The organism is Shewanella gelidimarina (genome assembly GCF_023283945.1).
In the GTDB taxonomy this organism is placed as follows: domain Bacteria; phylum Pseudomonadota; class Gammaproteobacteria; order Enterobacterales; family Shewanellaceae; genus Shewanella; species Shewanella gelidimarina.
Map to the genome: position 1 here is coordinate 1 of NZ_JAKIKW010000035.1, position 21,882 is coordinate 21,882.

The following is a 21,882-nucleotide window of genomic DNA, read 5'->3' on the forward strand; positions in this document are numbered from 1 at the left end:
ATTCGGGGGTAAAATTACGTTTTATACGTTTAGTCATACGATCACCTAAATAATAACGAGGCCATAATATCAACCTCTAACTAGATGGCCAAATTAACTATGCCACTTCACATCGCGTCCCAACGACCGCTAATACCACTGTATTGACGACGAAACTCTTTCGCTGACGTTATCCAGCTATCAGGTGAGATGCCTAGAGAATCGAGTAGTTTAGGGTTACTTGGGTCTATAAAGCCCCTCTTATCTGGTCTGATAGCCTTGCCAGTCCAATCGATAAGTTCCAGATAATCACAAAAGTGAAATGGAATCCCTGATTGAGTTGTAAGGTGGGTTGAACCATTAAATTCGGCGAGGGGCTTTAATGATTGCTCATTTGAATGTTCTGAGTGCTTTTCAGAGCCTGTCTCGGTCGTATTAAGTTCAGTAATTCGCTCTTGGATTGAAGTGAAGTCAGAGGTTTGCACGCTATCAGCAACCCCTGATCTGATAGGGTTTAAATCAACATACATCATGCATGCTAGCAGTGCTTGTTCATCGAGTAGGGCTTGAGATTTGAAACGTCCCTCCCAGAAAGCGCCTTTACACTCATCTTCTCGATTTGCCCTGCGGGCTACCTCTTCATTTAGGCACCTCATAAACCAAGAAATGCTAGATAAACGCTCATGCCACTCTGCAAGTAAGCTATCGAGGAGCATACGTTCTCCTTCAATCAAGGTGTCACCATTCAAATACTTAGTCGCTACATCATGACCTTTGGTCACCTGACACCACCGAGTAATGACTTCGCGGTGACTCAAAGACTTGGCTTTATCAACGTCAATCTTAAGCACTAAATGGTAGTGATTGTTCATTACGGCATAAGCGCATATATCAATACAAAAGATGTTTGAAAGCGCTTTGATTTTATCAACAATCCAACCCCGCCTATGCTCGAAGCTCTTACCCGAGACTTTATCTTCACCGCAGAGATAGGCTCGTCTGACACAACGATTAATGATGTGATAAAAAGGCGTCGTTTCAGCATCTATTAGGGTTCTTCTTGCGGAGGTCATAATGACAATCCTTCACTAGGCAGTACCAGTTCGGTCATTAAAGCCTAGTAGAGGATGGTTTAAAGTACAAAATATATGGCTGTCCTGTCACTTCGTTTTGCGGAGGACGGGCCCCATAACCTTGCTATAGACTCAATCATAATTGGTATCACAACACGGCTTGATAATTTGAACTGAGGAGTTTACGGCGAAATATTATGCCACTGATATTTTATTTTATTTATACAGCAGAACACTAAAGGTGATAGTCATCTTTATTTACAATAGCTTGATGACATTTGAACTCGCAGCCCCTATCCAATAAGGGCTGAAGGGTTTTACAGGAAATTAAATTGTACCTATAGTTATTGAATAAGCAGTTTATGAAGTGTGTTGTTTGTGTTTAACCTGACGTTTTTATAACGAATAAAGACGATAGTTAATTTATCAACTGATAAGCCTGATACAAACAACAAGTTTATTAATTGGAGCTGTATATGACTTCTAACAAAAGTAAGGTAGAGCTATTCCCCTTACTTCATTTACTTGATGATTTTAGCCAATTTCAGCTACAGGGTGGCTTCGTCCAAACATTAGCTGAAAAAGACTTACGCCTTCAGGCTCCGCCCTCAGTTAGGGGTGATGAATTATCAAATATCCCTTGTGTGAGTGTTTATGATGCTCCACTTCATACCGATATTGCTGACTTACAACGGTATTTTTGTGCCAAAAGTAAAGATAACCAATTAGTCAGCCATGAGATATTTAAAAATCTTGTATCTGTTAGCCCTATATCGCGAAATAGGCATCAAAGACAATATCAATTAGTGGCTTTTTTAGAGGAGAAGAAGCAAACACCAGTGGCATTTGTGACCTTTAATGTTGGCTTGCTCGACTCTTGGTATACGGATGGTCAACCCAGTGATGAGAGGCATGTTGGTGTTTGCTGCTATTTATTGTATGCCTACGTTGTACCGGAGTTGCGTCATATTGGTATCGGTAGCTGCCTTTTTCACCTGATTTCGAATTTATTTTGGTCTCAGCTGCAGTTCATCGATGCACAGACGCAGGCTCATGAACTCACGATGGTACCTTTGGTTTATGAGAGTTCGGCAGCAAAAGGAGCCGAAGGATTACTGCATCAAGTTGAAAGAAATATTAATCAATATAAGGCACTACTATTAACTAATAATACCTCTTTGAAAATTGACTCTTGCATGAGTAACTTTTCTTAGTTTATGGCGCAGGAGTGCATAGCTAGTTTTTTCCTTAGTGGATTTCGTATGCAGGAGAAGTGATGATGTGAGGGCGTTTATTGATAGCCTAGAGCCCCATAGCAAACGGGTTGCTTTGAGGTTCTAGACTCGCTCCGAAATTACTCTGGATCATAATCCAACACTGGTGCCAACCACCTCTCCGTATCCTCAATACTCATCCCCTTACGCTCAGCATAATCCTCAACCTGATCGCGGCCAATATTGGTCACGCCAAAGTAACGCGACTTAGGATGGGCAAAGTACCAACCCGATACCGCTGCGGTTGGGAACATGGCATAGCTTTCGGTGATGTTAAGGTTGATAGTCTCGTCAGGCTTGAGTAAATCCCACAGCAAGCCTTTTTCAGTGTGATCTGGGCAAGCAGGATAACCAGGTGCTGGGCGAATACCCTTGTACTTTTCACGAATAAGCGACTCGTTGTCGAGTACCTCGTCGCTTGCATAACCCCAAAACTCTTTACGTACTCGTTCGTGCATCCGCTCGGCAAAGGCTTCGGCTAAACGGTCAGCCAAGCATTTGAGCATGATGGCGCTGTAGTCATCGTGATCTGCTTCAAAACGGGCGACGTGCTCGTCAATACCATGACCAGTCGTGACGGCAAAGCCGCCCATGTAATCGGCTACGCCGCTGTCTTTTGGCGCGACAAAGTCGGACAGACAGAAGTTGTCGTTGCCGACGCGTTCAATCTGCATCCGCAGGTGATGGGTGGTTAGCTCAAGCTCGGTGCGCGTCTCATCGGTATACAGTTCAATATCGTCATGGTTAACGGTATTGGCTGGGAACAGGCCGATAACGGCTTTAGCGGTGAGCCACTTTTCATCGATGATCTGTTTAAGCATGGCTTTGCCATCGGCAAACAGCTTAGTGGCTTCTTCGCCGACCACCTTATCGGTTAATATTTGCGGGAAATGTCCGTGTAGCTCCCAGCTGCGGAAAAACGGCGTCCAGTCGATACGTGCCACTAAATCCTCTAACGGGTAGTCATCAAACACCTGGCGGCCAAGGACGTTAGGCACAAATGGGGTGTAGTTTTCCCAGTCATGCTGACAGCGATTTTCACGCGCCGCTTCGATAGAGGTGATGATCTTACGTTTGGTTTGTGACAGGCGTTTTTCGCGCATCACGTCATATTCTTGATAAGCCGCGTCGATAGTGGCTTGACGCGTTTGATTGTTAATCAGCTTCGACACCATAGGCACGGCGCGTGAAGCATCGGCGATATAGATGGCGCCTGTTGGTGCATGGGGGGCAATCTTGACCGCAGTATGGATTTTAGAGCAGGTTGCTCCACCAATAATCGACGGAATGGTTAAGCCCGCTTTATGAAAGGCTTTAACGTTATGCACCATCTCGTCGAGACTCGGGGTAATGAGCCCTGACATGCCGATGATGTCGACGTTTTCACGCACGGCGACATCGATGATCTTCTCAACCGGCACCATTACGCCTAAATCAATGACTTCATAGCCGTTACAGGCTAATACCACGCCGACAATGTTCTTGCCGATATCGTGTACATCGCCTTTTACGGTGACCATTAAGATCTTACCGTTTGACTGCCCTGGCGTTTTTTCGAGTTCAATATAGGGGTTAAGGTAGGCCACGGCTTTTTTCATCACTCGGGCCGATTTGACCACTTGTGGCAGGAACATCTTGCCTGAGCCAAATAGGTCGCCAACCACGTTCATGCCGTCCATCAAGGCACCTTCAATAACATCCAGTGGACGGGTGGCAGCGGCTCGAGCCTCTTCGGTGTCTTCATCGATAAAGTCAGTAATGCCTTTAACCAGTGCATGAGACAGACGTTTGTTTACGTCCCAGCTGCGCCACTCTAAATCTTCTTTCTTAGCGACTTGGCTGCCGTCACCACGAAACTTTTCGGCCACTTCTAATAGCAGTTCGGTGTTGTTGGTCAGTTCACCTTTGGCATCGAGCGTAGTGCAAGGCAGGTTTTGCACTATGGCCTCGACTCTCTCCTTTAGCTCGGGGTCGATATCATCATAAATTGCCAGCTGTCCGGCGTTAACAATTCCCATGTCCATGCCGGCTTGAATAGCGTGATAGAGGAACACCGCGTGAATGGCTTCGCGCACTGGGTTGTTACCCCGGAACGAGAATGACACATTCGACACACCGCCGGAGATCATGGCGTGGGGCAGGGTGCGTTTGATCTCAGCTGTGGCTTCAATAAAGTCGACGGCGTAGTTGTTGTGCTCTTCAATTCCGGTAGCGATGGCGAAAATGTTGGGGTCGAAGATAATATCTTCTGGCGGAAAGCCCACCTTGTCGACCAGCACGCGATAGGCGCGGGTACAAATTTCAATTTTACGCGCTTTAGTGTCAGCTTGGCCCTGTTCATCGAACGCCATGATAATCGCCGCAGCGCCATAGCGTTTGACTAAGGTGGCTTGCTGGATAAACTTCTCTTCGCCCTCTTTAAGGGAGATGGAGTTAACGATGCCTTTACCTTGAATACACTTAAGTCCGGCTTCAATCACTTCCCACTTAGAGGAGTCGATCATGATCGGTACCCGGGATATGTCGGGCTCGGAGGCGATAAGGTTGAGGAATTTGTGCATCATCTCGGCACCGTCGAGCATGCCTTCATCCATGTTGATATCGATGATCTGTGCACCGCTCTCAACTTGCTCACGGGCAACACTGAGGGCTTCTTCATATTCGCCGGTTTTAATCAGCCGTAAAAATTTGGCAGAACCGGTGACGTTGGTACGCTCACCGACGTTTAAAAACAGCGAGTGTTCATTAATGGTCAGCGGCTCAAGCCCTGATAAACGGCAAGCCACTGGGATGTCTGGCAGTACGCGAGCATCATGCCTCATTACGGCATCACGGATAGCGCGGATATGCTCTGGCGTGCTGCCGCAGCAACCGCCAATGATGTTTAAAAAGCCCTCTTCAGCCCACTCTTCAATGACTTCTGCCATCTGCTCTGGGGTTTCGTCGTAGCCGCCAAATTCGTTGGGTAGACCCGCATTAGGATGCGCCGACACATAGCACTCAGAGATTTTTGATAGCTCTTCGACATAAGCGCGCAGCTCTTTTGGCCCTAATGCACAGTTAAGACCAATCGATAGTGGCTTAACGTGGCGCAGTGAGTTGTAAAAGGCTTCGGTGGTTTGTCCGGTTAAGGTACGACCCGAGGCGTCGGTGATGGTGCCTGAGATCATGATCGGCAGGCGGAAACCTTGGGTGTCGTATACCGTTTCAATGGCAAACAGTGCGGCTTTGGCGTTAAGGGTATCGAAAATGGTCTCAACCATAATGATATCCGCGCCGCCAGCGATGAGGGCATCAATCGATTCAACATAGGCTTCAACCAGCTCGTCAAAACTGACGTTACGGTAACCGGGATCGTTGACATCGGGACTGATTGAACATGTGCGGTTGGTTGGGCCGAGTACACCCGCCACAAAACATTGGCGACCCGTTTCTGCTTCAACTTCATTGGCCGCCTCTCGGGCAAGGCGCGCTCCGGCTAAGTTTATGGCGGCTGAATGCTCCTGCATGTCGTAGTCAGCCATGGCAATACGGGTTGCATTGAAGGTATTGGTTTCAATGATGTCGGAGCCAGCCAATAAATAATCTTTATGGATCTGCTTGATCGCAGCAGACTGAGTGAGCACCAACATGTCGTTGTTGCCCTTTACATCACGATGCCAGTCTTTAAATGGTTCGCCGCGAAAGTCTTCCTCTTCAAATTTGCGATCTTGGATCATGGTGCCCATTGCACCATCAAGCAGCAGGATCTCTTGCTGTAATTTTTGGGTTAGCACCGCTAGCACTTTTTTAGCCGTGTCTTGAGTATGCGGGGCTGGGCTTAGGGCATGTGTTGGGGTACGTGTTGCCATAGAATATTCCTACCAATTACAGAGTCGCAAAATATAAATTTCAGTAAACGTTGTCCGTGTTTATCAGTTAAGTATTTGCGATACTCGCGTGACATTATTTTGTTTGGACATTTATACGTATAGACGTCCATAATACGTGAGTCGATGTCAGAAGTGCAAGTACTAAAAGTTGATAATTTTTCAGTGTGAATTGATGATAATTTTTATGTAAGTCACTGATAAATATAATATGTGGAATGTTGCAATGCAAAATACTAGAGTGGTTTTACTGCGGCACGGTGCTTGTGAAGGTGGTAATATTTTACGCGGTCATACCGACGTTATGCTGAATTTAGCCGGAAAAGAGCAGCTAAACAAGGCTATTTCGACGCTGTTAACAAGCAAAATAGGTGTCGCGGCGCAAAACAAGATAGCGGATCTGGTGGTGAGTTCGCCACTATTGCGTTGTGCTTTACCCGCTAAGATATTTGCACAGCAGTACGGTATCGATTTTATTGAGCAGGCCGCTTTTATGGAACTCAATTTTGGCGATTGGGATGGCCAATCTTTTACCGCACTTTACCAGCAGTATAGCAGCGAGCTTGATGCTTATTGGGCTAACCCTTGGCAACATACTCCGCCCAATGGCGAGACGATGCAGGCCTTTGAAGCTAGAATTGATACTGCGTGGCAGTCATTAGTGGAACAGCACCAAGGTAAGGTGGTTGTATTAGTGACTCATGGCGGCGTGATCAGGCACTTAATGGCAAAATCGTTGCGATTAAAACAGTGTGCGGGGATCTACAGCGCGTTGAAACTGCCCTATGCCGCAACCGTTGTGATTGATGTATTGCATGATGGCGACCAACAGCACTTAAGCCTTAATTGGGGGCTGGAATAGCGACTTATATGGTATAAGTTTGATGCAATAGCGTGGGAATTGAGCCATCACCCAAATAGTAATTGATCAAGTTCAATTACTATTTGGGTGAGCGTGGTAAACTGCGCGATAATTGCGTAAAAATACGCTAGAGAACACACTTATTAAGTGAGTCATTAACAATGAGTCATCAAGTTAGGTGCTTAACCGCATCAATTGGGAACCGGTAGCTTAAGCAATACGAGCTAATAGTCCGGACTGTACCCGCAACTGTATGGGCGCTAGAGCGATATTTTAGCCCTCAAGTCAGATACCAACCTAACTTTTGATAGATAAGCACTTCACACTACATAACAACTTGAGCGGGCGTCTCAAGGGAGTTTATTCAATAATGTTTTATGGTTTATTCAATGTCTAAGCAGGCATTAGACACAGTACTGGCAGTGAGCGGTTTAGGCTGGCAGTTAAATGGCCAAGCCATTTTGTCTGACATCAATTTTAGTTTAGCGAAAGGGCAGATGCTGGGCATTATTGGCCCTAATGGCGCGGGTAAGTCGAGCCTGCTGCGCTGCCTATATCGTTTTATTAAACCGACCACAGGCCACATTCAGCTGTTTGGTGAAGATATTTCGGTGTTATCGGCCAAAGCATTTGCCAAGCAAATTGCCGTGGTGCTGCAAGACACGCCACATCATTTTGAAATGACAACCACTCAGCTGGTTAGCCTTGGGTTAACACCGCATAAAGGTGCCTTTGAATTTACCAATGCGAGCGATCGCCAAGTGGTGACGCAGGCGCTGGTTAAAGTTGGCTTAACGCATAAAGCGCATCAAGCGTATGAAAGCCTATCTGGCGGTGAAAAGCAGCGTGCATTAATTGCCCGTGCAATCGTCCAGCGACCGCAATTACTTATATTAGATGAGCCCACAAATCACCTCGATATTCGTTATCAAATCCAAACATTAGAGCTACTGCACACGCTTAATATTACCGTGATAACCTCTATTCATGATCTCAACTTAGCGAGTGCGCTTTGTGATGAGTTATTGCTGCTTGATAAGGGCCGTTGCTTAGCAAAAGGGACGCCAAAAGCAGTGCTGACTGAGCAACGTATTGGTGAGGTGTTTGATGTGTGCTGCGAGGTTAAAGCCCATCCGCAACACGGTAATCCTTTGATTAGTTACTTTTATGGTTATACCCGCAGTGACGTTATATCGGCCGCAGAAGCTAAAGCCGTTGCGAGCGCGGTGACTCATCCAGTGGCAGTAGATAAAGGAGCGACTGATGCCTAGTTCATTAGCTGTGGCTCCAAAGCCGACGGGGTGGAAACAGCCACTTGATGTATTGCTGCTGTCTGGCTTGCTGTTACTGGGGTTAATCACCCCGTTCGCGGCCACCAGTTTTGGCGCCGCAAGTATTACCAGCGGCGATGTGTTGCAAGTCTTCAGCCATAAGATTTTTGGAATGGGTGGCTCCATGGGCGTGACCGAACGTATTGTGTGGGAACTGAGGTTACCACGAGTGATATTGGCGTTTATTGCAGGGGCAGGATTGTCGATTGCCGGCAGCGTACTGCAAACCGTGACCCGTAATCCGTTAGCCGACCCTTATCTATTTGGCATCTCTTCTGGTGCCTCATTCGGCGCGGTAGTGGTGCTAACCCTCTTTAGTCAAAGCATATTGTGGTTGAGCTTGCCGCTGGGTGCATTTATCGGTGCGAGCTTGTCGGTATTAATGGTGCTGAGTTTATGTGGTCGCAATTTAAGTACTCAGGTTGAGCGTATGTTGCTCTCTGGGGTGGCGATATCCTTTATGTTTGGCGCGATGGCGAGTCTGTTACTGTACTTTTCAAGTCCTCAAGCTGCGGCTTCGGTGCTGTTTTGGAGCTTAGGCAGCTTTGCTAAAGCCAGTTGGTTTGGTTTGATATTGCCGGCGATTATCGTGTCGGTATGTACTGTGATTATTCTGCTTTTTAAACGTCAAATTGTGGCCATGCGTGCGGGGGATGAAACCGCGCACACTCTAGGCATTAACGTAGGGCGATTGCGTTTATCGATGTTGCTACTGTGTTCGCTTATCACCGCCATTCTAGTCGCCAATTGTGGTGGCATTGGCTTTATCGGTTTGATGGTGCCGCACACTGTACGATTACTGTTTCCTGGAAGATACCCACTATTGCTTACCGCCGCGGTTGGCGGATTATTTATGGTGTGGGTTGATGTATTGGCGCGGACTTTATTGAGTTACCAAGAGCTACCAGTGGGAATTATCACCTCGGTGATGGGTAGCGTATTTTTCCTCTTTATTTTAGGCGGCCGCAGTGCAAAGCGGATTTAAGCTGGGCCGTTGTTTTAATTTGTCCTTGTTCGGGATGATGGGAGTATAAGATTAGATGTTTAATATTAAGCCATTGAGTGCAGAATTTGATGCCGAAATTCAACACAAGATTGACACGAAAACCAAACCCCTTGGCGCGCTTGGCGATCTAGAGACGCTGGCGTTACAGATTGCAAAAGTGCTTGGTAAAGATAGCCCCAAAATCACCAATCCTAAGTTGATTGTATTTGCAGCCGATCACGGTATTGCTAATTCTGGTGTATCGATAGCGCCAAGTGAAGTGACCTGCCAAATGGTGAGAAACTTTATGGCCGGCGGCGCCGCGATAAATGTATTTACTCGTCAAGTGGGCCTGGATCTTGAAGTGATTGACTGTGGTGTATTGCAGCCATTTGATCGCGACAGTGGTGTTATTGATCAACGTTTAGGCGCGGGAACAGGGCCTATCCATAAGCGTGCAGCCATGACGCTTGGCGCCGTGAAGCAAGGCTTTGACATGGCGACGGCGCGTATTGAGCTGCACCATGAAAATGGCTGTAACTTAATTGCGCTGGGCGAGATGGGAATAGGTAACACCTCTTCTGCTGCAGCGATTATGTCGGTGTTAACCGGAATTCCGGCAGCTGAATGTGTGGGTCGTGGTACCGGTATTGATGCGTCGACGTTTAAACGTAAGCAGATGCTCGTTGAGCAAGCGATGCTATTACATCACAGCGAGCTTGACGATCCAATGCAGGTGTTGGCTTGTATCGGTGGCTTTGAAATTGTGCAGATGACGGCCGCAATTTTGGCCGCGGCCGAGCGGAGCATGCTGGTGGTTATTGACGGCTTTATTGCCTCGGCAGCGGCGTTAGTGGCGATTAACATCAATGCTGCTTGCCGCGATTATATGATCTTCTCTCATCAATCTGACGAGAAGGGTCACTACTTAATGCTGGAGTGTATGCAGGCCAAACCCTTGCTCAAACTGGGCATGAAATTAGGCGAAGGCACCGGCGCAGCATTAGCGTTTCCATTGATCCAAGCGGCTGCAAATTTCTACAACGAAATGGCCAGCTTTGAAGAAGCAGGGATAGAGATTTAAAAGCCGGTTTAAAGCTGGTTTAAAGTCGATTAAGAGCCGGATAGTGCTGAGACGGTGATAATCGATTAAGAGCCGATTTAAAGCCGGATAGTGCAGAGATGGGACGAGCTGAGACGGAACGAGCTGAGACGGTACAAGCTGAGATGGTTCGGCTTTTCCCCGTCTTCGCTTTTATCGGCTCTTATTCTGCTCTCAACCGTCTTCTAACCGGCCGTTATTCGTCTTAGATTTATCGGCTCCTATTCTGCTCTCAACCGGCTCTTAATCGGCTTCTAACCGGCCTCTAACCGGCTTTTAATCTATTACTTTAAGGATATTTTTAAATGCAGCCTTGGCTTAAACAGCTTAATCTGTTTTTTATCGCGATGGGGTTCTTTACTCGGATCCCAATGCCAAAATGGATTGAGGTGGATGCAGATAAACTCAATCAAGCCAGCCGCTACTTTGGTTTGGTGGGTACCTTAATAGGGGGACTGAGCGCGTTAGTTTATAGCGTGATGCTCTATTGGGTGTCACCGACGATTGCGATTGTATTTGCCATGATTGCTAGCGTATTGCTAACCGGTGGTTTTCATGAGGATGGTTTGGCCGATAGCGCCGATGGTTTAGGTGGCGGCTGGACGGTTGAAGCAAAACTCAACATCATGAAAGACTCACGCTTAGGCAGTTACGGGGCATTAGCATTAATACTGGCCTTGTTACTCAAGTGGCAATTGCTCAGTGAATTGGCGTTGTTTTCCCCTAGCAGTGTCAGCTTAGCCTTGATTATCGGCCATTCCTTAAGCCGAGTCACTGCGGCCAGTTTAATATATTCAGAGCAGTACGTTTCTGAAGATGCCAGCAGTAAAAGCAAGCCGTTGGCCATGCATCAAGGCGTTAATGAGTTATCGATTTTATTAGCTAGCGGTGCAGTATTGCTGCTGCTTTTATCGCTGATGCAAGCAATTGTGATTGTTTCCGGTCTCTTTATTGTGCGGTTTGCCTTGGCGCGATTCTTTAGAAAGCAGATTGGTGGCTATACCGGCGATACTCTCGGCGCTACGCAGCAGATAGCTGAGCTGGCTTGTTATCTGCTGCTGTTAATTTTAGGAGCGTCTTGGTGATCCATTTGGTTTTGGGCGGGGCCCGCAGCGGTAAAAGTCGCTTTGCTGAATCACTAGTGATCCGGCGTCTAGCGGAGAGTCAAAATGGCGCTGCGTTAGAGTGTCTCTATTTTGCGACCGCAGAGGCGCTCGACAGTGAGATGAGCGAACGTATCGCTCAGCATCAATCTCAGCGCAATCACCATGCCATAACGTGGCGCACGATTGAGTCGCCATTGGCGCTTTCGGCTGCATTAACCGCCAATGCAAAGGTCAATAGTATTGTGTTAGTTGACTGCTTAACGCTGTGGCTGACAAATCATTTACTGCAATCGTCTAGCGATTGGCAAACGACTAAAACTGAGTTTTTACAGGCTATTAACGCGCTACCTGCAGAAGTTATTTTAGTCAGTAACGAAGTGGGCTGCGGTATTGTGCCAATGGGAGAGATCAGTCGTCGTTTTGTTGATGAAGCGGGTTGGCTGCATCAAGATATTGCTGCTATTGCAGATAAAGTCACTTTGGTCACAGCGGGTTTACCGCTGAGTCTGAAAGGCTAGGGGAGAAGTGTTGTGGCGACGTTAGATAACGATAAAAACAAAAACAATCAAAATAAAGCCAAAGTATTAATGGTGCAAGGGACAACGTCCGACGCGGGTAAAAGTACCTTGGTCGCAGGTTTGTGCCGTTTGTTTGTTAGAACAGGGCATAAGGTTGCCCCGTTTAAGCCGCAAAACATGGCGCTTAATAGCGCGGTGACCATCGATGGCGGTGAAATTGGCCGCGCGCAAGCATTGCAAGCGGTTGCCTGTAGATTAGAGCCTCAAATCGATTTTAACCCGGTATTGTTAAAACCCAGTTCAGATACTGGCTCGCAAGTGATTGTGCACGGTAAAGCCTTAATGAAAATGGAGGCGCAGGACTACTTTGGCAAAAATGCCGACGGTTATCGGGTCAAAGCCATGGCTGCGGTTAAGCAGTCGTATCAGCGCTTATGTGATGATTACGAGGTGGTGTTTGTCGAGGGCGCAGGCAGCCCAGCTGAGATCAATCTACGCGAAGGCGATATCGCCAATATGGGCTTTGCCGAAGAGGTTGATTGCCCAGTGATTATTATTGCTGATATCGATAAAGGCGGCGTGTTTGCACACTTAGTGGGAACATTGGCGCTATTGAGTGAATCGGAACAGGCTCGGGTGAAAGGCTTTGTTATCAACCGTTTTCGCGGCGATATCAGCTTGTTGCAATCGGGCTTAGATTGGCTGGAAGATTACACCAAAAAGCCGGTGTTGGGAGTACTGCCCTATTTGCACGATCTGCATTTAGATGCCGAAGATGCGCTCATTGCAGCGCCAGAAAAGAGCGCTCAAACAAGATTAAAAGTACTGGTGCTAGTATTGCCTCGCATCAGTAACCACACCGACTTTGACCCATTAAGACTCAACCCCCAGATCGATTTCAATTATGTGTCACTGCAAACTCAATCTCAAAGCCAATCGCAGAAAAATGACCATACGGCCCACTCATGTTTACCGCCTGCTGATTTAATCATTATTCCAGGCAGTAAGAATGTGCGCGCCGATCTCGACTTTATTCGAGAGCAAGGTTGGGACAGTGAACTAGAAAAGCACTTACGTTATGGCGGCAAGGTGTTGGGCATTTGTGGTGGTTATCAAATGCTCGGACATTTGATTGATGATCCAGATGGCGTTGAAGGCAGTATTGGCAGCACTGAAGGCTTAGGTTTACTGCCGCTGGTGACTGAACTGACCAATGACAAAGTGTTGCTGCAAGTGGAAGGTGTGTTGTCGCTGCTTGAACAGCAAGCGGAGGTCAAGGGATATGAAATTCACTGTGGCCGCTCTAAACCGCTAATGAAGTTGGAACAACCATTAACGTTAACGCGGCGAGTCAATGACGCTCAACAAACCGAGCCTCAGCGTTGGCAGAGTGAAGGTATGTTATCTGCTGATAATCAAATTATTGGCTCCTATATGCACGGTTTATTTGATTCGTCAGCAGCTTGCCAACTGCTGCTGCAATGGGCGGGGATGCAAGATGCCAGCAGCATTGATGTTGACCAGATAAGAGAGCAACAACTGAACCGTTTAGCCGACGTACTAGAGCAACATTTAGATGTCGATGCGTTGACTGCAATTTGGAAATAGCGGTATTTGAACACCGCAGAAATAAACCGTATTTAACATCAAACTCATGTTGAAAGTCATTTTTAATTAAAACAATGTGCAAATGAAAATGCACAAGTCACCCTATGCACAAGGATATGTAATGAGCGAGTCAAACGAGCCTGAAAGCGGCGAGAACAAGTCCGTAGAAACGATTAAAGCAGAGCGTCACAAAGCGCGTCAGCAAAGGCTTAAAGAGGGAGTTGATGCCAAAATAGCTAAAGCGCAAGAGGAGAAAGGTATTCTTCTAGTGCTCACCGGTAACGGTAAAGGTAAATCGACGTCAGGATTTGGCACCGTGGCACGCGCCGTGGGTCATGGCAAAAAAGCGGCCGTAATACAGTTTATTAAAGGTAACTGGGAATGCGGTGAACGCACTTTGCTAGAAGGCGCAGGCGTCGATTTTCATGTCATGGGCACTGGCTTTACTTGGGAAACCCAAGACAAAGAAAAAGACACTGCAGCCGCAGTGAAAGCATGGGACCAAGCCGAAAAGTTACTGCAAGATGAAAGCGTAGACTTAGTCATGTTAGATGAACTGACCTACATGGTGAGCTACCATTATTTAGATGTTGAACGCGTGATTAAAGCGTTGCAGAACCGTCCTAAAATGCAGCACGTCATAGTGACGGGCAGAGCCTGCCACCGAGCTATCATTGAGATTGCCGATACTGTGAGCGAAGTGCAGCCGATAAAGCATGCGTTTGAGGCTGGAATCAAAGCTCAACCCGGCTTCGATTACTAAATTTCTTCCTGTTTGAAATGATGACTGCATTGTCTTCTTTTTCCTACCCCATCACATACTACTCGTATGCTCAGGGGCTAGGAAAAATTGACGGCTTTGTCCTAATCCCAAACAGTTTGAAATTACATTTCTTCGCATTTCTGTGAGGTTGGTAAACTGGGTTGCTAATTCATTTCTTGGACTGTAATCAAGAGACTATTTACTAGGTAAATATGTTGTAACGAAGATCAGTAATAGATATGCAACGATATGTCTTGGTGGACATTTATGCTTAAAGAAATTGATGGAAGATTAGTCCAGATTCGAGCCTCTGGTTTTTCTGATTTACTAAAAGTGGTAATCGAGCAGTTTCAATTACACTGCGATACCTGTAGCAAAATACAAAAACAGTTTGGATATATTCCAGAGTCTAAGGTATTGCAACAGAATGGTTATAACGTCAAAAGTGTCAGTATTATTGCTCAAACATTTACAGCGATGACGGTCGAAGCTTTCTATTTTGATTACTATTTAGGTAGAAACTCAAAGGGAAAAGCAGAAAAGTGGTCGCAGCAAAGTCCAATAAAGCAATTTGAACAATTATCCGTTAACTACTTAAACCAGCAAAACTTTGAAGAGCTGGAACTTTATATAAAGTTAAGGGACCTTAACAAGGTTCGAAAGCACTGGATTCATAATAAGAGCACTGATATTGGAAAATACAGTAAAGATTTAAGCTTTTTAAGTGCGGACGGATGTATACAGTTACTACGTGAGTTTTTTGAATATTTCAGTATTAATGATGAAAACTGTACTTTATCGAAAGTAACATATTCAATATTGTCTGAAATACAAAAAGACACTAAAGGTTACAATGAGTTATAGACCATACGCGTGTCTTAATTGACAAACTGTTCAGTGGTTTCAAAGTATATTTATTTATGGCGATTGTTGTTACTTTTTCAGTTTAAAAAAGGATTTTATGAATATCTTGTGTCGTTCATTAGTGGCGTTGAGCCTATTTATCTCTGTGGCGCCTTTCGCGGCTGAGCCGGCTAAACGCATTGTGGCATTATCGCCACATGCGGTTGAGATGCTGTATGCCATTGGTGCTGGGGAGTCTATATTGGCGACCACAGATCACGCCGATTATCCTGAAGCTGCGTTACAAATTCCTCGTATTGGTGGCTATTATGGTATTCAAATTGAGCGGGTGCTTGAGTTAAATCCTGACTTGGTTGTGGTGTGGGAAGACGGGAATAAAGCGGAAGATATTGAGCGTATCAAAGAGCTGGGCTTTAAGGTGTTTAATAGTAATCCTAAAACCCTTGAAGCGGTGGCTGCTGAATTAGAGATGTTAGGTGAGCTGACGGGTCATAAAGCTCAGGCGCATAACGTGGCAACCGATTACCTAAAACAGCTTAAATTACTGCGCAGTGATAACGCAGCTAAACCTGAAGTAAAAGTCTTCTATCAGCTTTGGTCTACTCCCATGATGACGGTTGCTAAAAACAGTTGGATCCAGCAGATTATTACGGTGTGCCATGGTGATAATGTGTTCGTCGACTCGGCTAGTGATTACCCTCAAGTGAGTTTAGAAAGCGTTTTGCTTAAAATGCCGCAGGTGATTTTGCAGAGTCAGGATGAAGGCAACATCATTGGGGTTGATTGGAGCCAATGGCCGGAGATCCCTGCAGTAAAGAACCAACACATCTATCAACTCAATGCTGACTTGTTGCACCGGGCTGCCCCTAGGGCGCTGCTGGGCGTTGAAGCCTTATGTGCTGCACTTGATAAAGTGAGATAGTGAGATAGTTTACAGCTGAACAAAGTGCAGCCATAAAAAGCGCTCTGTTGTGATTAATGATGGCAATGCACCTTAATCAATGCAAATAGTGGATTTTGCTTTCGTTGTGGCTGACGTGATTTGCAGCTAAAAAAATAGCGCCTTATTAGGCGCTATTTTTATGGGTGAACCTAAATATTATTGAAAGACTCTCGGGCTTGTTGGCACTGATTAAGCGTTGCTTGTAAAGGCTTGAGCGCCAAGTGCAGCTTCCTTTTGGTGTTGTTTGCATACATTTTTGCGATAACTAACACGACAACAAAAAATAGGCTAAATAGCACCATAGGTGTGTAGTTAATGGGCAGGGTGAGTAAATTAGTTAAACCAAATACTAAATTCCATACTAGCTCAGGCACCAGTGGGCCAACAATATTCATTATATCGTGGAAGTAAATAGTACTAGCAACTGCAAGCGCTAATATCAACATGACGATGGTTTGGCTTTTACTCGATACTCGCCCCCAACTGGTCAGAGACTCTGGCTCAATAAGGTTATCTTTGCTGATATTATAATAGAACTCATCATAGTCAATTCTGTTGGATGTACTTTCAATTTTACTGGAGCCTAACAGTATCCAGTCACCCACATCGGCAGAGCCCAGCAGCGATCTTGCCGCTTTAAAGCTTTGCACTTCACCTTCGGGAGTTTCAACGGTAAGTTCACCGTATAAATTCGAGTCTCTTTGCCTATGGCTTGATGTCTCTGTTTTATATTCAGAGCGCACATTACCGTAACCATTTCTGTAATCGGTACGGGTTGTTGTGGTGGTGTAATTGGTATCATCACTCACGCTAGTACCAACCTCTTTGTCTGTTACGCGAACAATGTTGGATGAGGTTGATAAGACACATTGATAGTTCTTGGCGAAGATGTGCTTGTGTTGATGATCTGTGTTTTCGACAGTGGCGAACGGTGCACAGACTTGAATTATCTTGTCGCGTCGAGTCATACGTTGACCGTTCGCTTTTGTGATTGGGGTGACGTTTGCGCTATTGGCTGCTAATGCATGGGATTGTATCGCTACGTTTGTATCATTATGCCCAAGGTTTGTTTGGTTTTCTAAGGCATCCTGAGCTAATAGCGAGGGTTCTTCAGCCATAACTGAAACTTGAGATTCACCACAGCAGTGACAATAGTGGTAGTTGCTGTCTAGCAGGTGTTCGCATCGAATACAGTAAACATCGCTATGGTTACTGGGGCGGTCTCTACGGTCGTAACCCATGCCGGTGACAGAGACACTCAGAATGCGCTTGATGGTGCATTCAATTTCATCAAGCCTTGCGGTTTCAGCCTTAAATGTTTTAGTTTTACTGCTGATACGGTAGGTAGACCAAACCAGCGTGACGAGGGCGGCGAGAGTTGCAGCTATTTCAATAGTATATAACTCAAAAAACATGCCAGAAGCTGCAGCTGCGCAACTCCAGAAGAGTGTGCTGAGTAAGATTGAAAACGTCGAAAACTCTTCAACGTCATAGGCAGATTCAAGGATTGACTCTTGCCCTGAATCGCGATGGAAGACAACGGCAGTGGCAGCTTCGTTATGAGTGACTATATTACGGTCAGCATCATTGGCTAACTTGTAATTTAAGCTATAGCTGGTGGGCTGCAAAAACGTCATGACATCGCCCTTTGCGACACTATCAAATGAACTGTCTTCAGAGCTAATACTGATGGTCATTGGTTCATTTTGTTCGTTATTCAGCGTTAAAAACCAGTATGAATAGTATAAGGTTTGGCTGTCTTTACCTCCGCTGCGATAAACTCTTTGGTAGTGGTGTGTTTTCTCTACCCAACCAGTATAAACACTGGCATCGGGGCAGTGAGTTTTTAAGTTATCGAGGATATCAGGGATCTGCTGAGTGAGCGGCTTAATCGACGGTGGAGTTTCAATTTTATCACCACAATCTGGGCAAAAACTGTCATTAATAAAAAGTGGGCTAGAACAGTGCGGCATCGATAGTCCTTTAAATATTGTTTATCCGTATAAAACGGCTTTCGTCGCCATTATACTGCTTATAGACTTTGAGCTAGATTCAGCTAGGCATTTATAGGGGCTCATTATTAATCCTTTGGAATAAAAGTCAATAAAACTAGTCGCTTTAGCTGTTTATTGTTTATTGAATTTTGATGTTTGTCATAAGAGGCAGGCTTAGTGCTCTGCGGTGTTTAATACTCTCGACCATGTTATGGTGCTGAGTAGATTGAAAATCTACAATAATAACTTTCACATTTAATCTTCGTGAAATAGCATTCAAGTGTGGGTTTGTAAATATGGGCATTAGGCTTTCAAATATTAACGCTCAACAATATTCGCGTTCAAATAAAAATTAAAAAAGGGATTTAAGCATGACCACTTTACTTATCTGTTTACTCATTGGCATGTTGTTGCCTTACTTTGCCAAGGGGCCGGTGGCTGTCGCGATGGCGAAACTCGGTGGGTATGACAATAGCCACCCACGTGACCAGCAATCAAAGTTAACGGGCTTTGGTGCTAGAGCGGTTGCAGGGCATCAAAATGCCTTCGAATCATTGCTTATTTTTGGCATTGCAGTATTAGCGGTCATCGCAACGGGAAAGGTGAATATGGTCGCCGAAATTGCAGCTATTGTGCATGTTGTTGCACGGGTGGCTTACCAAATACTTTATCTAAAGGATAAGGGGGCATTAAGAAGTTTGTCTTGGTTTGTCGCTATTATTGCCAGCTTCACCATTTTTTGCCAAGTATTTTAAGGCCGATTATTTAAACGGTCTCTCTTTTACTGGCCCCTAGTTAAAGAGTAGAAGTTAACGGCTTTAATAAGGTCTCGCTCCTTATTTCAGTAAGCTGATACCTTTTGTTTCAATTATAAAAACTGAAGCCAAGTGCTTCAGTTTTTTATGCCTGCTACCGTCCGTATGCAAACGGACACTTTCCTCATATCGGACAATCAAATTGATGAGCGGACACTTTTAAGCAGTGACCGCGGACACTTTTGGCTGTCCTTTTATAACGAAATCGCCCTTAGCTCATGTTATTAAAGACTTTTTGTTTTTTGGCACGACGTTTGTATTAATAAGCCTATAGAAACAGTTTTTGTAGATAACGGACACCATAGGGAAAGCAGATGATTCAGGATACCAGCGCACAAGATACAGTTAAGCAGCCAAGTAAGGTGAACCAGTTTAAACGCCCTGCAATGCTAGGTATTGCTGCGCTATTGGTGTCAGGTTTAGTTTGGTCAAGTATCGACAGTGATTCTGTGGCAACGTCAATCAAGCGTTCTGAACTTAGGTTCGCCACGTTAGAGCAAGGCACTCTCACTCGGGATATCGCCACCACAGGTAAGATTGTTGCGGCTAACGCCCCTATCCTTTATAGCACAGACCAAGGCACGGTGACTCTGCTGGCAAATCCGGGCGACAGAGTCGAGTTAGGCGATGTGGTTGCGACCATAGAGAGCCACAAATTAACCAACAGTCTTAAGCAGCAAGAAGCTTTACTAGAAGGAATGCAGAGTTCACTGGAACGCGCCCGTCTTGATGCCCGCCGTCAGCAGCTTAAAGCACAACAAACATTGGATATCGCCAAGGTCGACCTTGAAGCCGCAGACAGAGAGAGTCGTCGTGGCGATGAGTTGATTCAAAATAAACTCATTTCAAAAATAGATTTTGAAAAAAGTAAAGATGATCTGCATAAGGCCAAGCTGCTTTCAGCCCACGCAAAGCAAGAAGCTGAGTTGATGCGAGATACCTTAGCGTTCGAAATAAAAAATAAAGCCTCTGAGGTCAATCGTCAAAACTTGGTGGTGAGTGAACTTGTGCGTCAAGTGGCTGCATTAAACATTACGGCACCGGTTGGCGGCATTATCGGTAACTGGTTAACCGAGCAAAAAGCCCGCATCGGTCAGAGCCAACCTATATTAACCGTGGTTGATTTGAGCGCTTTTGAAGCTGAATTAGCCGTGCCGGAGTCTTATGCCGATGAGTTAGGACTTGGCATGAATGTGGAACTGAGTTTCGGTGCCTTGACCTTGATTGGCGAGTTGTCATCGATTTCACCTGAGGTGAGAAACCGAGAAGTGACCGCTCGAGTTAGATTTAAGCAAGATGACCGCCTCCACCTACGTCAGAACCAGCGTTTATCAGCGCGGGTATTACTGGAAAACAGACCCAATGTGTTGATGGTGAAACGCGGTGCATTTGTGTCAACGGGCGCAGGTATTGAGGTGTATGCCATGAATGATGATATCGCGGAGCAAACAAATATACAGCTTGGCGCTCGCAGTATGAGCCATGTCGAAGTACTACAAGGCGGTAAGGCCGGTGATGTTTGGGTTATCTCGAGCATTCAAGCCTTCAAGAAAGCAGAACAAGTGCTAGTACGTTAAGGAGAACAAGATGAACATATTGAATAAAAACATTAACCAGAGCCGCTTCAGCGTTGCAACAGCCTTAAGTGCGTTAAGAACCGTTAGCGCACAAAAAGTGATGACGGTAGCCGCATTATTACTCTTGCTCATTGCGGTGCAGGTTTCGACTCAGAGTGCAGGTGACTGGTTTGTATTGGGATTGAATGTATTAGAGATGGCAGAGCCCGTTAATTTGCTCGCTAGCGATATTTCCAATGTCAGCATGCATTTAAGCAGCCAATTGGATGCCGGATTTGCGAATGGCTTGGGTCACTTAAGCGAAATAATTTGGCAGCAACTCAACGCATTCATTGACTGTACGTTCGGCTAGAGCCGCTGCTACTCAGTGCTATAACGAATTAAATGATAAAAAATTAAACGATAAAAATAGGGAATATTAATATGTTATCGATGAAGAATATCAGCAAAGTTTTTCAAACAGACCTAGTCGAAACTCATGCACTGCGTGATTTTAATTTAGAAGTGCAAGAGGGCGAGTTTGTTGCGGTAACAGGCCCTTCAGGATCGGGTAAAACTACCTTTCTTAATATCGCGGGCCTATTAGAGGGCTTCACCCACGGTGACTACTTTCTCGATGGTGTGAACATCTCTAATTTGAACGATAACAAGAGTGCGACGATTCGAAATGAGAAGATTGGTTTTATTTTCCAGGGCTTCAACTTAATCCCAGACCTTAATTTAGCTGAAAATGTCGAAGTGCCTTTACGCTATCGCGGTTTTAACGCGGCGGAACGTAAACGCCGTGTACAGCATGCACTTGAACAAGTCGGTCTTGCTGCGCGTATGAAACATCTTCCTTCACAGCTTTCAGGTGGTCAGCAGCAACGCGTGGCGATTGCTCGAGCACTTGCTGGTGAACCAAGATTCCTGCTTGCCGATGAGCCAACGGGTAACTTAGACAGCATGATGGCGCGTCAAGTGATGGAGCTGCTTGAAAATATCAATAAAGCCGGCACCACGATTATCATGGTGACCCACGATGCCGAGCTTGCTCGCCGTGCTCAGCGTAATATTCAAATTGTCGATGGCCAAGTCTGTGATTTTACCATGTACCAAGGTGGAGCAAGGCAGCAAGGCATGGGCACTAAAGCCGACAAGCCGCATTTAGTGACGGATGCAGATAAGCCGAGTGATGAGTCTGAGCAGGCTCAAACTGAACAAGCGGCAAGCTAAGGAG

The 21,882-nt window shown here is 45.7% G+C and carries 17 protein-coding genes, 1 pseudogene and 1 riboswitch; of the genes and pseudogenes, 15 read left to right on the forward strand and 3 right to left on the reverse strand.

Annotated features, from left to right (window positions below):
* Window positions 1–110 precede the first annotated feature (110 nt).
* A pseudogene (locus tag L2729_RS20255) lies at window positions 111–1,052 on the reverse strand (transposase); the annotation flags it as partial.
* Between the two features lie 476 nt (window positions 1,053–1,528).
* Here L2729_RS20255 and L2729_RS20260 point away from each other — a divergent pair.
* Window positions 1,529–2,266, forward strand: a complete 738-nt coding sequence (locus tag L2729_RS20260) for a hypothetical protein (protein WP_248989886.1) — start codon at window positions 1,529–1,531, stop codon at window positions 2,264–2,266.
* A gap of 140 nt (window positions 2,267–2,406) precedes the next feature.
* Here L2729_RS20260 and metH read toward each other — a convergent pair whose 3' ends face one another.
* Entirely contained in the window at window positions 2,407–6,177 is a 3,771-nt protein-coding gene (metH, locus tag L2729_RS20265; protein WP_248989887.1) for a methionine synthase, read from the reverse strand.
* A 244-nt stretch (window positions 6,178–6,421) separates the two neighbouring features.
* On the opposite strand from metH, the gene L2729_RS20270 reads away from it, so the two are divergent.
* The 10 genes from L2729_RS20270 (at window position 6,422) to L2729_RS20315 (ending at window position 16,256) form a co-directional block, all read left to right on the forward strand.
* A complete protein-coding gene (locus tag L2729_RS20270; protein ID WP_248989888.1) occupies window positions 6,422–7,057 on the forward strand; it encodes a histidine phosphatase family protein in 636 nt (211 codons plus the stop codon).
* Between the two features lie 161 nt (window positions 7,058–7,218).
* Window positions 7,219–7,372: riboswitch (cobalamin riboswitch) on the forward strand.
* 74 nt (window positions 7,373–7,446) lie between these two features.
* Window positions 7,447–8,328: an ABC transporter ATP-binding protein gene (locus L2729_RS20275; RefSeq protein WP_248989889.1), complete on the forward strand. Its 882-nt coding sequence runs from the start codon at window positions 7,447–7,449 to the stop codon at window positions 8,326–8,328.
* Complete coding sequence (locus L2729_RS20280) at window positions 8,321–9,373, forward strand: FecCD family ABC transporter permease (RefSeq protein WP_248989890.1); 1,053 nt, start codon at window positions 8,321–8,323, stop codon at window positions 9,371–9,373. Before L2729_RS20275 ends, L2729_RS20280 begins: the two co-directional genes overlap by 8 nt.
* Window positions 9,374–9,428: 55 nt before the next feature.
* A complete protein-coding gene (gene cobT / locus L2729_RS20285) occupies window positions 9,429–10,457 on the forward strand; it encodes a nicotinate-nucleotide--dimethylbenzimidazole phosphoribosyltransferase (protein WP_248989891.1) in 1,029 nt (342 codons plus the stop codon).
* Window positions 10,458–10,780: 323 nt separating this feature from the next.
* Complete coding sequence (locus L2729_RS20290) at window positions 10,781–11,560, forward strand: adenosylcobinamide-GDP ribazoletransferase (RefSeq protein ID WP_248989892.1); 780 nt, start codon at window positions 10,781–10,783, stop codon at window positions 11,558–11,560.
* A complete protein-coding gene (gene cobU, locus L2729_RS20295; RefSeq protein ID WP_248989893.1) occupies window positions 11,557–12,099 on the forward strand; it encodes a bifunctional adenosylcobinamide kinase/adenosylcobinamide-phosphate guanylyltransferase in 543 nt (180 codons plus the stop codon). The genes L2729_RS20290 and cobU overlap by 4 nt, the downstream gene beginning before the upstream one ends.
* Window positions 12,100–12,168: 69 nt before the next feature.
* On the forward strand, window positions 12,169–13,707 hold the full coding sequence (locus tag L2729_RS20300) for a cobyric acid synthase (RefSeq protein WP_248989907.1): 1,539 nt from the start codon (window positions 12,169–12,171) through the stop codon (window positions 13,705–13,707).
* A gap of 121 nt (window positions 13,708–13,828) precedes the next feature.
* Window positions 13,829–14,470, forward strand: coding sequence for a cob(I)yrinic acid a,c-diamide adenosyltransferase (cobO, locus tag L2729_RS20305; protein WP_248989894.1), 642 nt, complete (start codon window positions 13,829–13,831; stop codon window positions 14,468–14,470).
* A gap of 267 nt (window positions 14,471–14,737) precedes the next feature.
* Window positions 14,738–15,334, forward strand: coding sequence for a hypothetical protein (locus L2729_RS20310; RefSeq protein ID WP_248989895.1), 597 nt, complete (start codon window positions 14,738–14,740; stop codon window positions 15,332–15,334).
* A gap of 97 nt (window positions 15,335–15,431) precedes the next feature.
* On the forward strand, window positions 15,432–16,256 hold the full coding sequence (locus tag L2729_RS20315; RefSeq protein ID WP_248989896.1) for a cobalamin-binding protein: 825 nt from the start codon (window positions 15,432–15,434) through the stop codon (window positions 16,254–16,256).
* A 170-nt stretch (window positions 16,257–16,426) separates the two neighbouring features.
* Here L2729_RS20315 and L2729_RS20320 read toward each other — a convergent pair whose 3' ends face one another.
* Window positions 16,427–18,250, reverse strand: a complete 1,824-nt coding sequence (locus tag L2729_RS20320) for a hypothetical protein (protein ID WP_248989897.1) — start codon at window positions 18,248–18,250, stop codon at window positions 16,427–16,429.
* Window positions 18,251–18,642: 392 nt separating this feature from the next.
* On the opposite strand from L2729_RS20320, the gene L2729_RS20325 reads away from it, so the two are divergent.
* The 4 genes from L2729_RS20325 (at window position 18,643) to L2729_RS20340 (ending at window position 21,878) form a co-directional block, all read left to right on the forward strand.
* Window positions 18,643–19,026, forward strand: coding sequence for an MAPEG family protein (locus L2729_RS20325; RefSeq protein WP_248989898.1), 384 nt, complete (start codon window positions 18,643–18,645; stop codon window positions 19,024–19,026).
* 374 nt (window positions 19,027–19,400) lie between these two features.
* Window positions 19,401–20,663, forward strand: coding sequence for an efflux RND transporter periplasmic adaptor subunit (locus L2729_RS20330; RefSeq protein WP_248989899.1), 1,263 nt, complete (start codon window positions 19,401–19,403; stop codon window positions 20,661–20,663).
* A 10-nt stretch (window positions 20,664–20,673) separates the two neighbouring features.
* A complete protein-coding gene (locus L2729_RS20335) occupies window positions 20,674–21,015 on the forward strand; it encodes a hypothetical protein (protein ID WP_248989900.1) in 342 nt (113 codons plus the stop codon).
* Window positions 21,016–21,086: 71 nt separating this feature from the next.
* On the forward strand, window positions 21,087–21,878 hold the full coding sequence (locus L2729_RS20340; RefSeq protein ID WP_248989901.1) for an ABC transporter ATP-binding protein: 792 nt from the start codon (window positions 21,087–21,089) through the stop codon (window positions 21,876–21,878).
* Window positions 21,879–21,882: the final 4 nt, after the last annotated feature.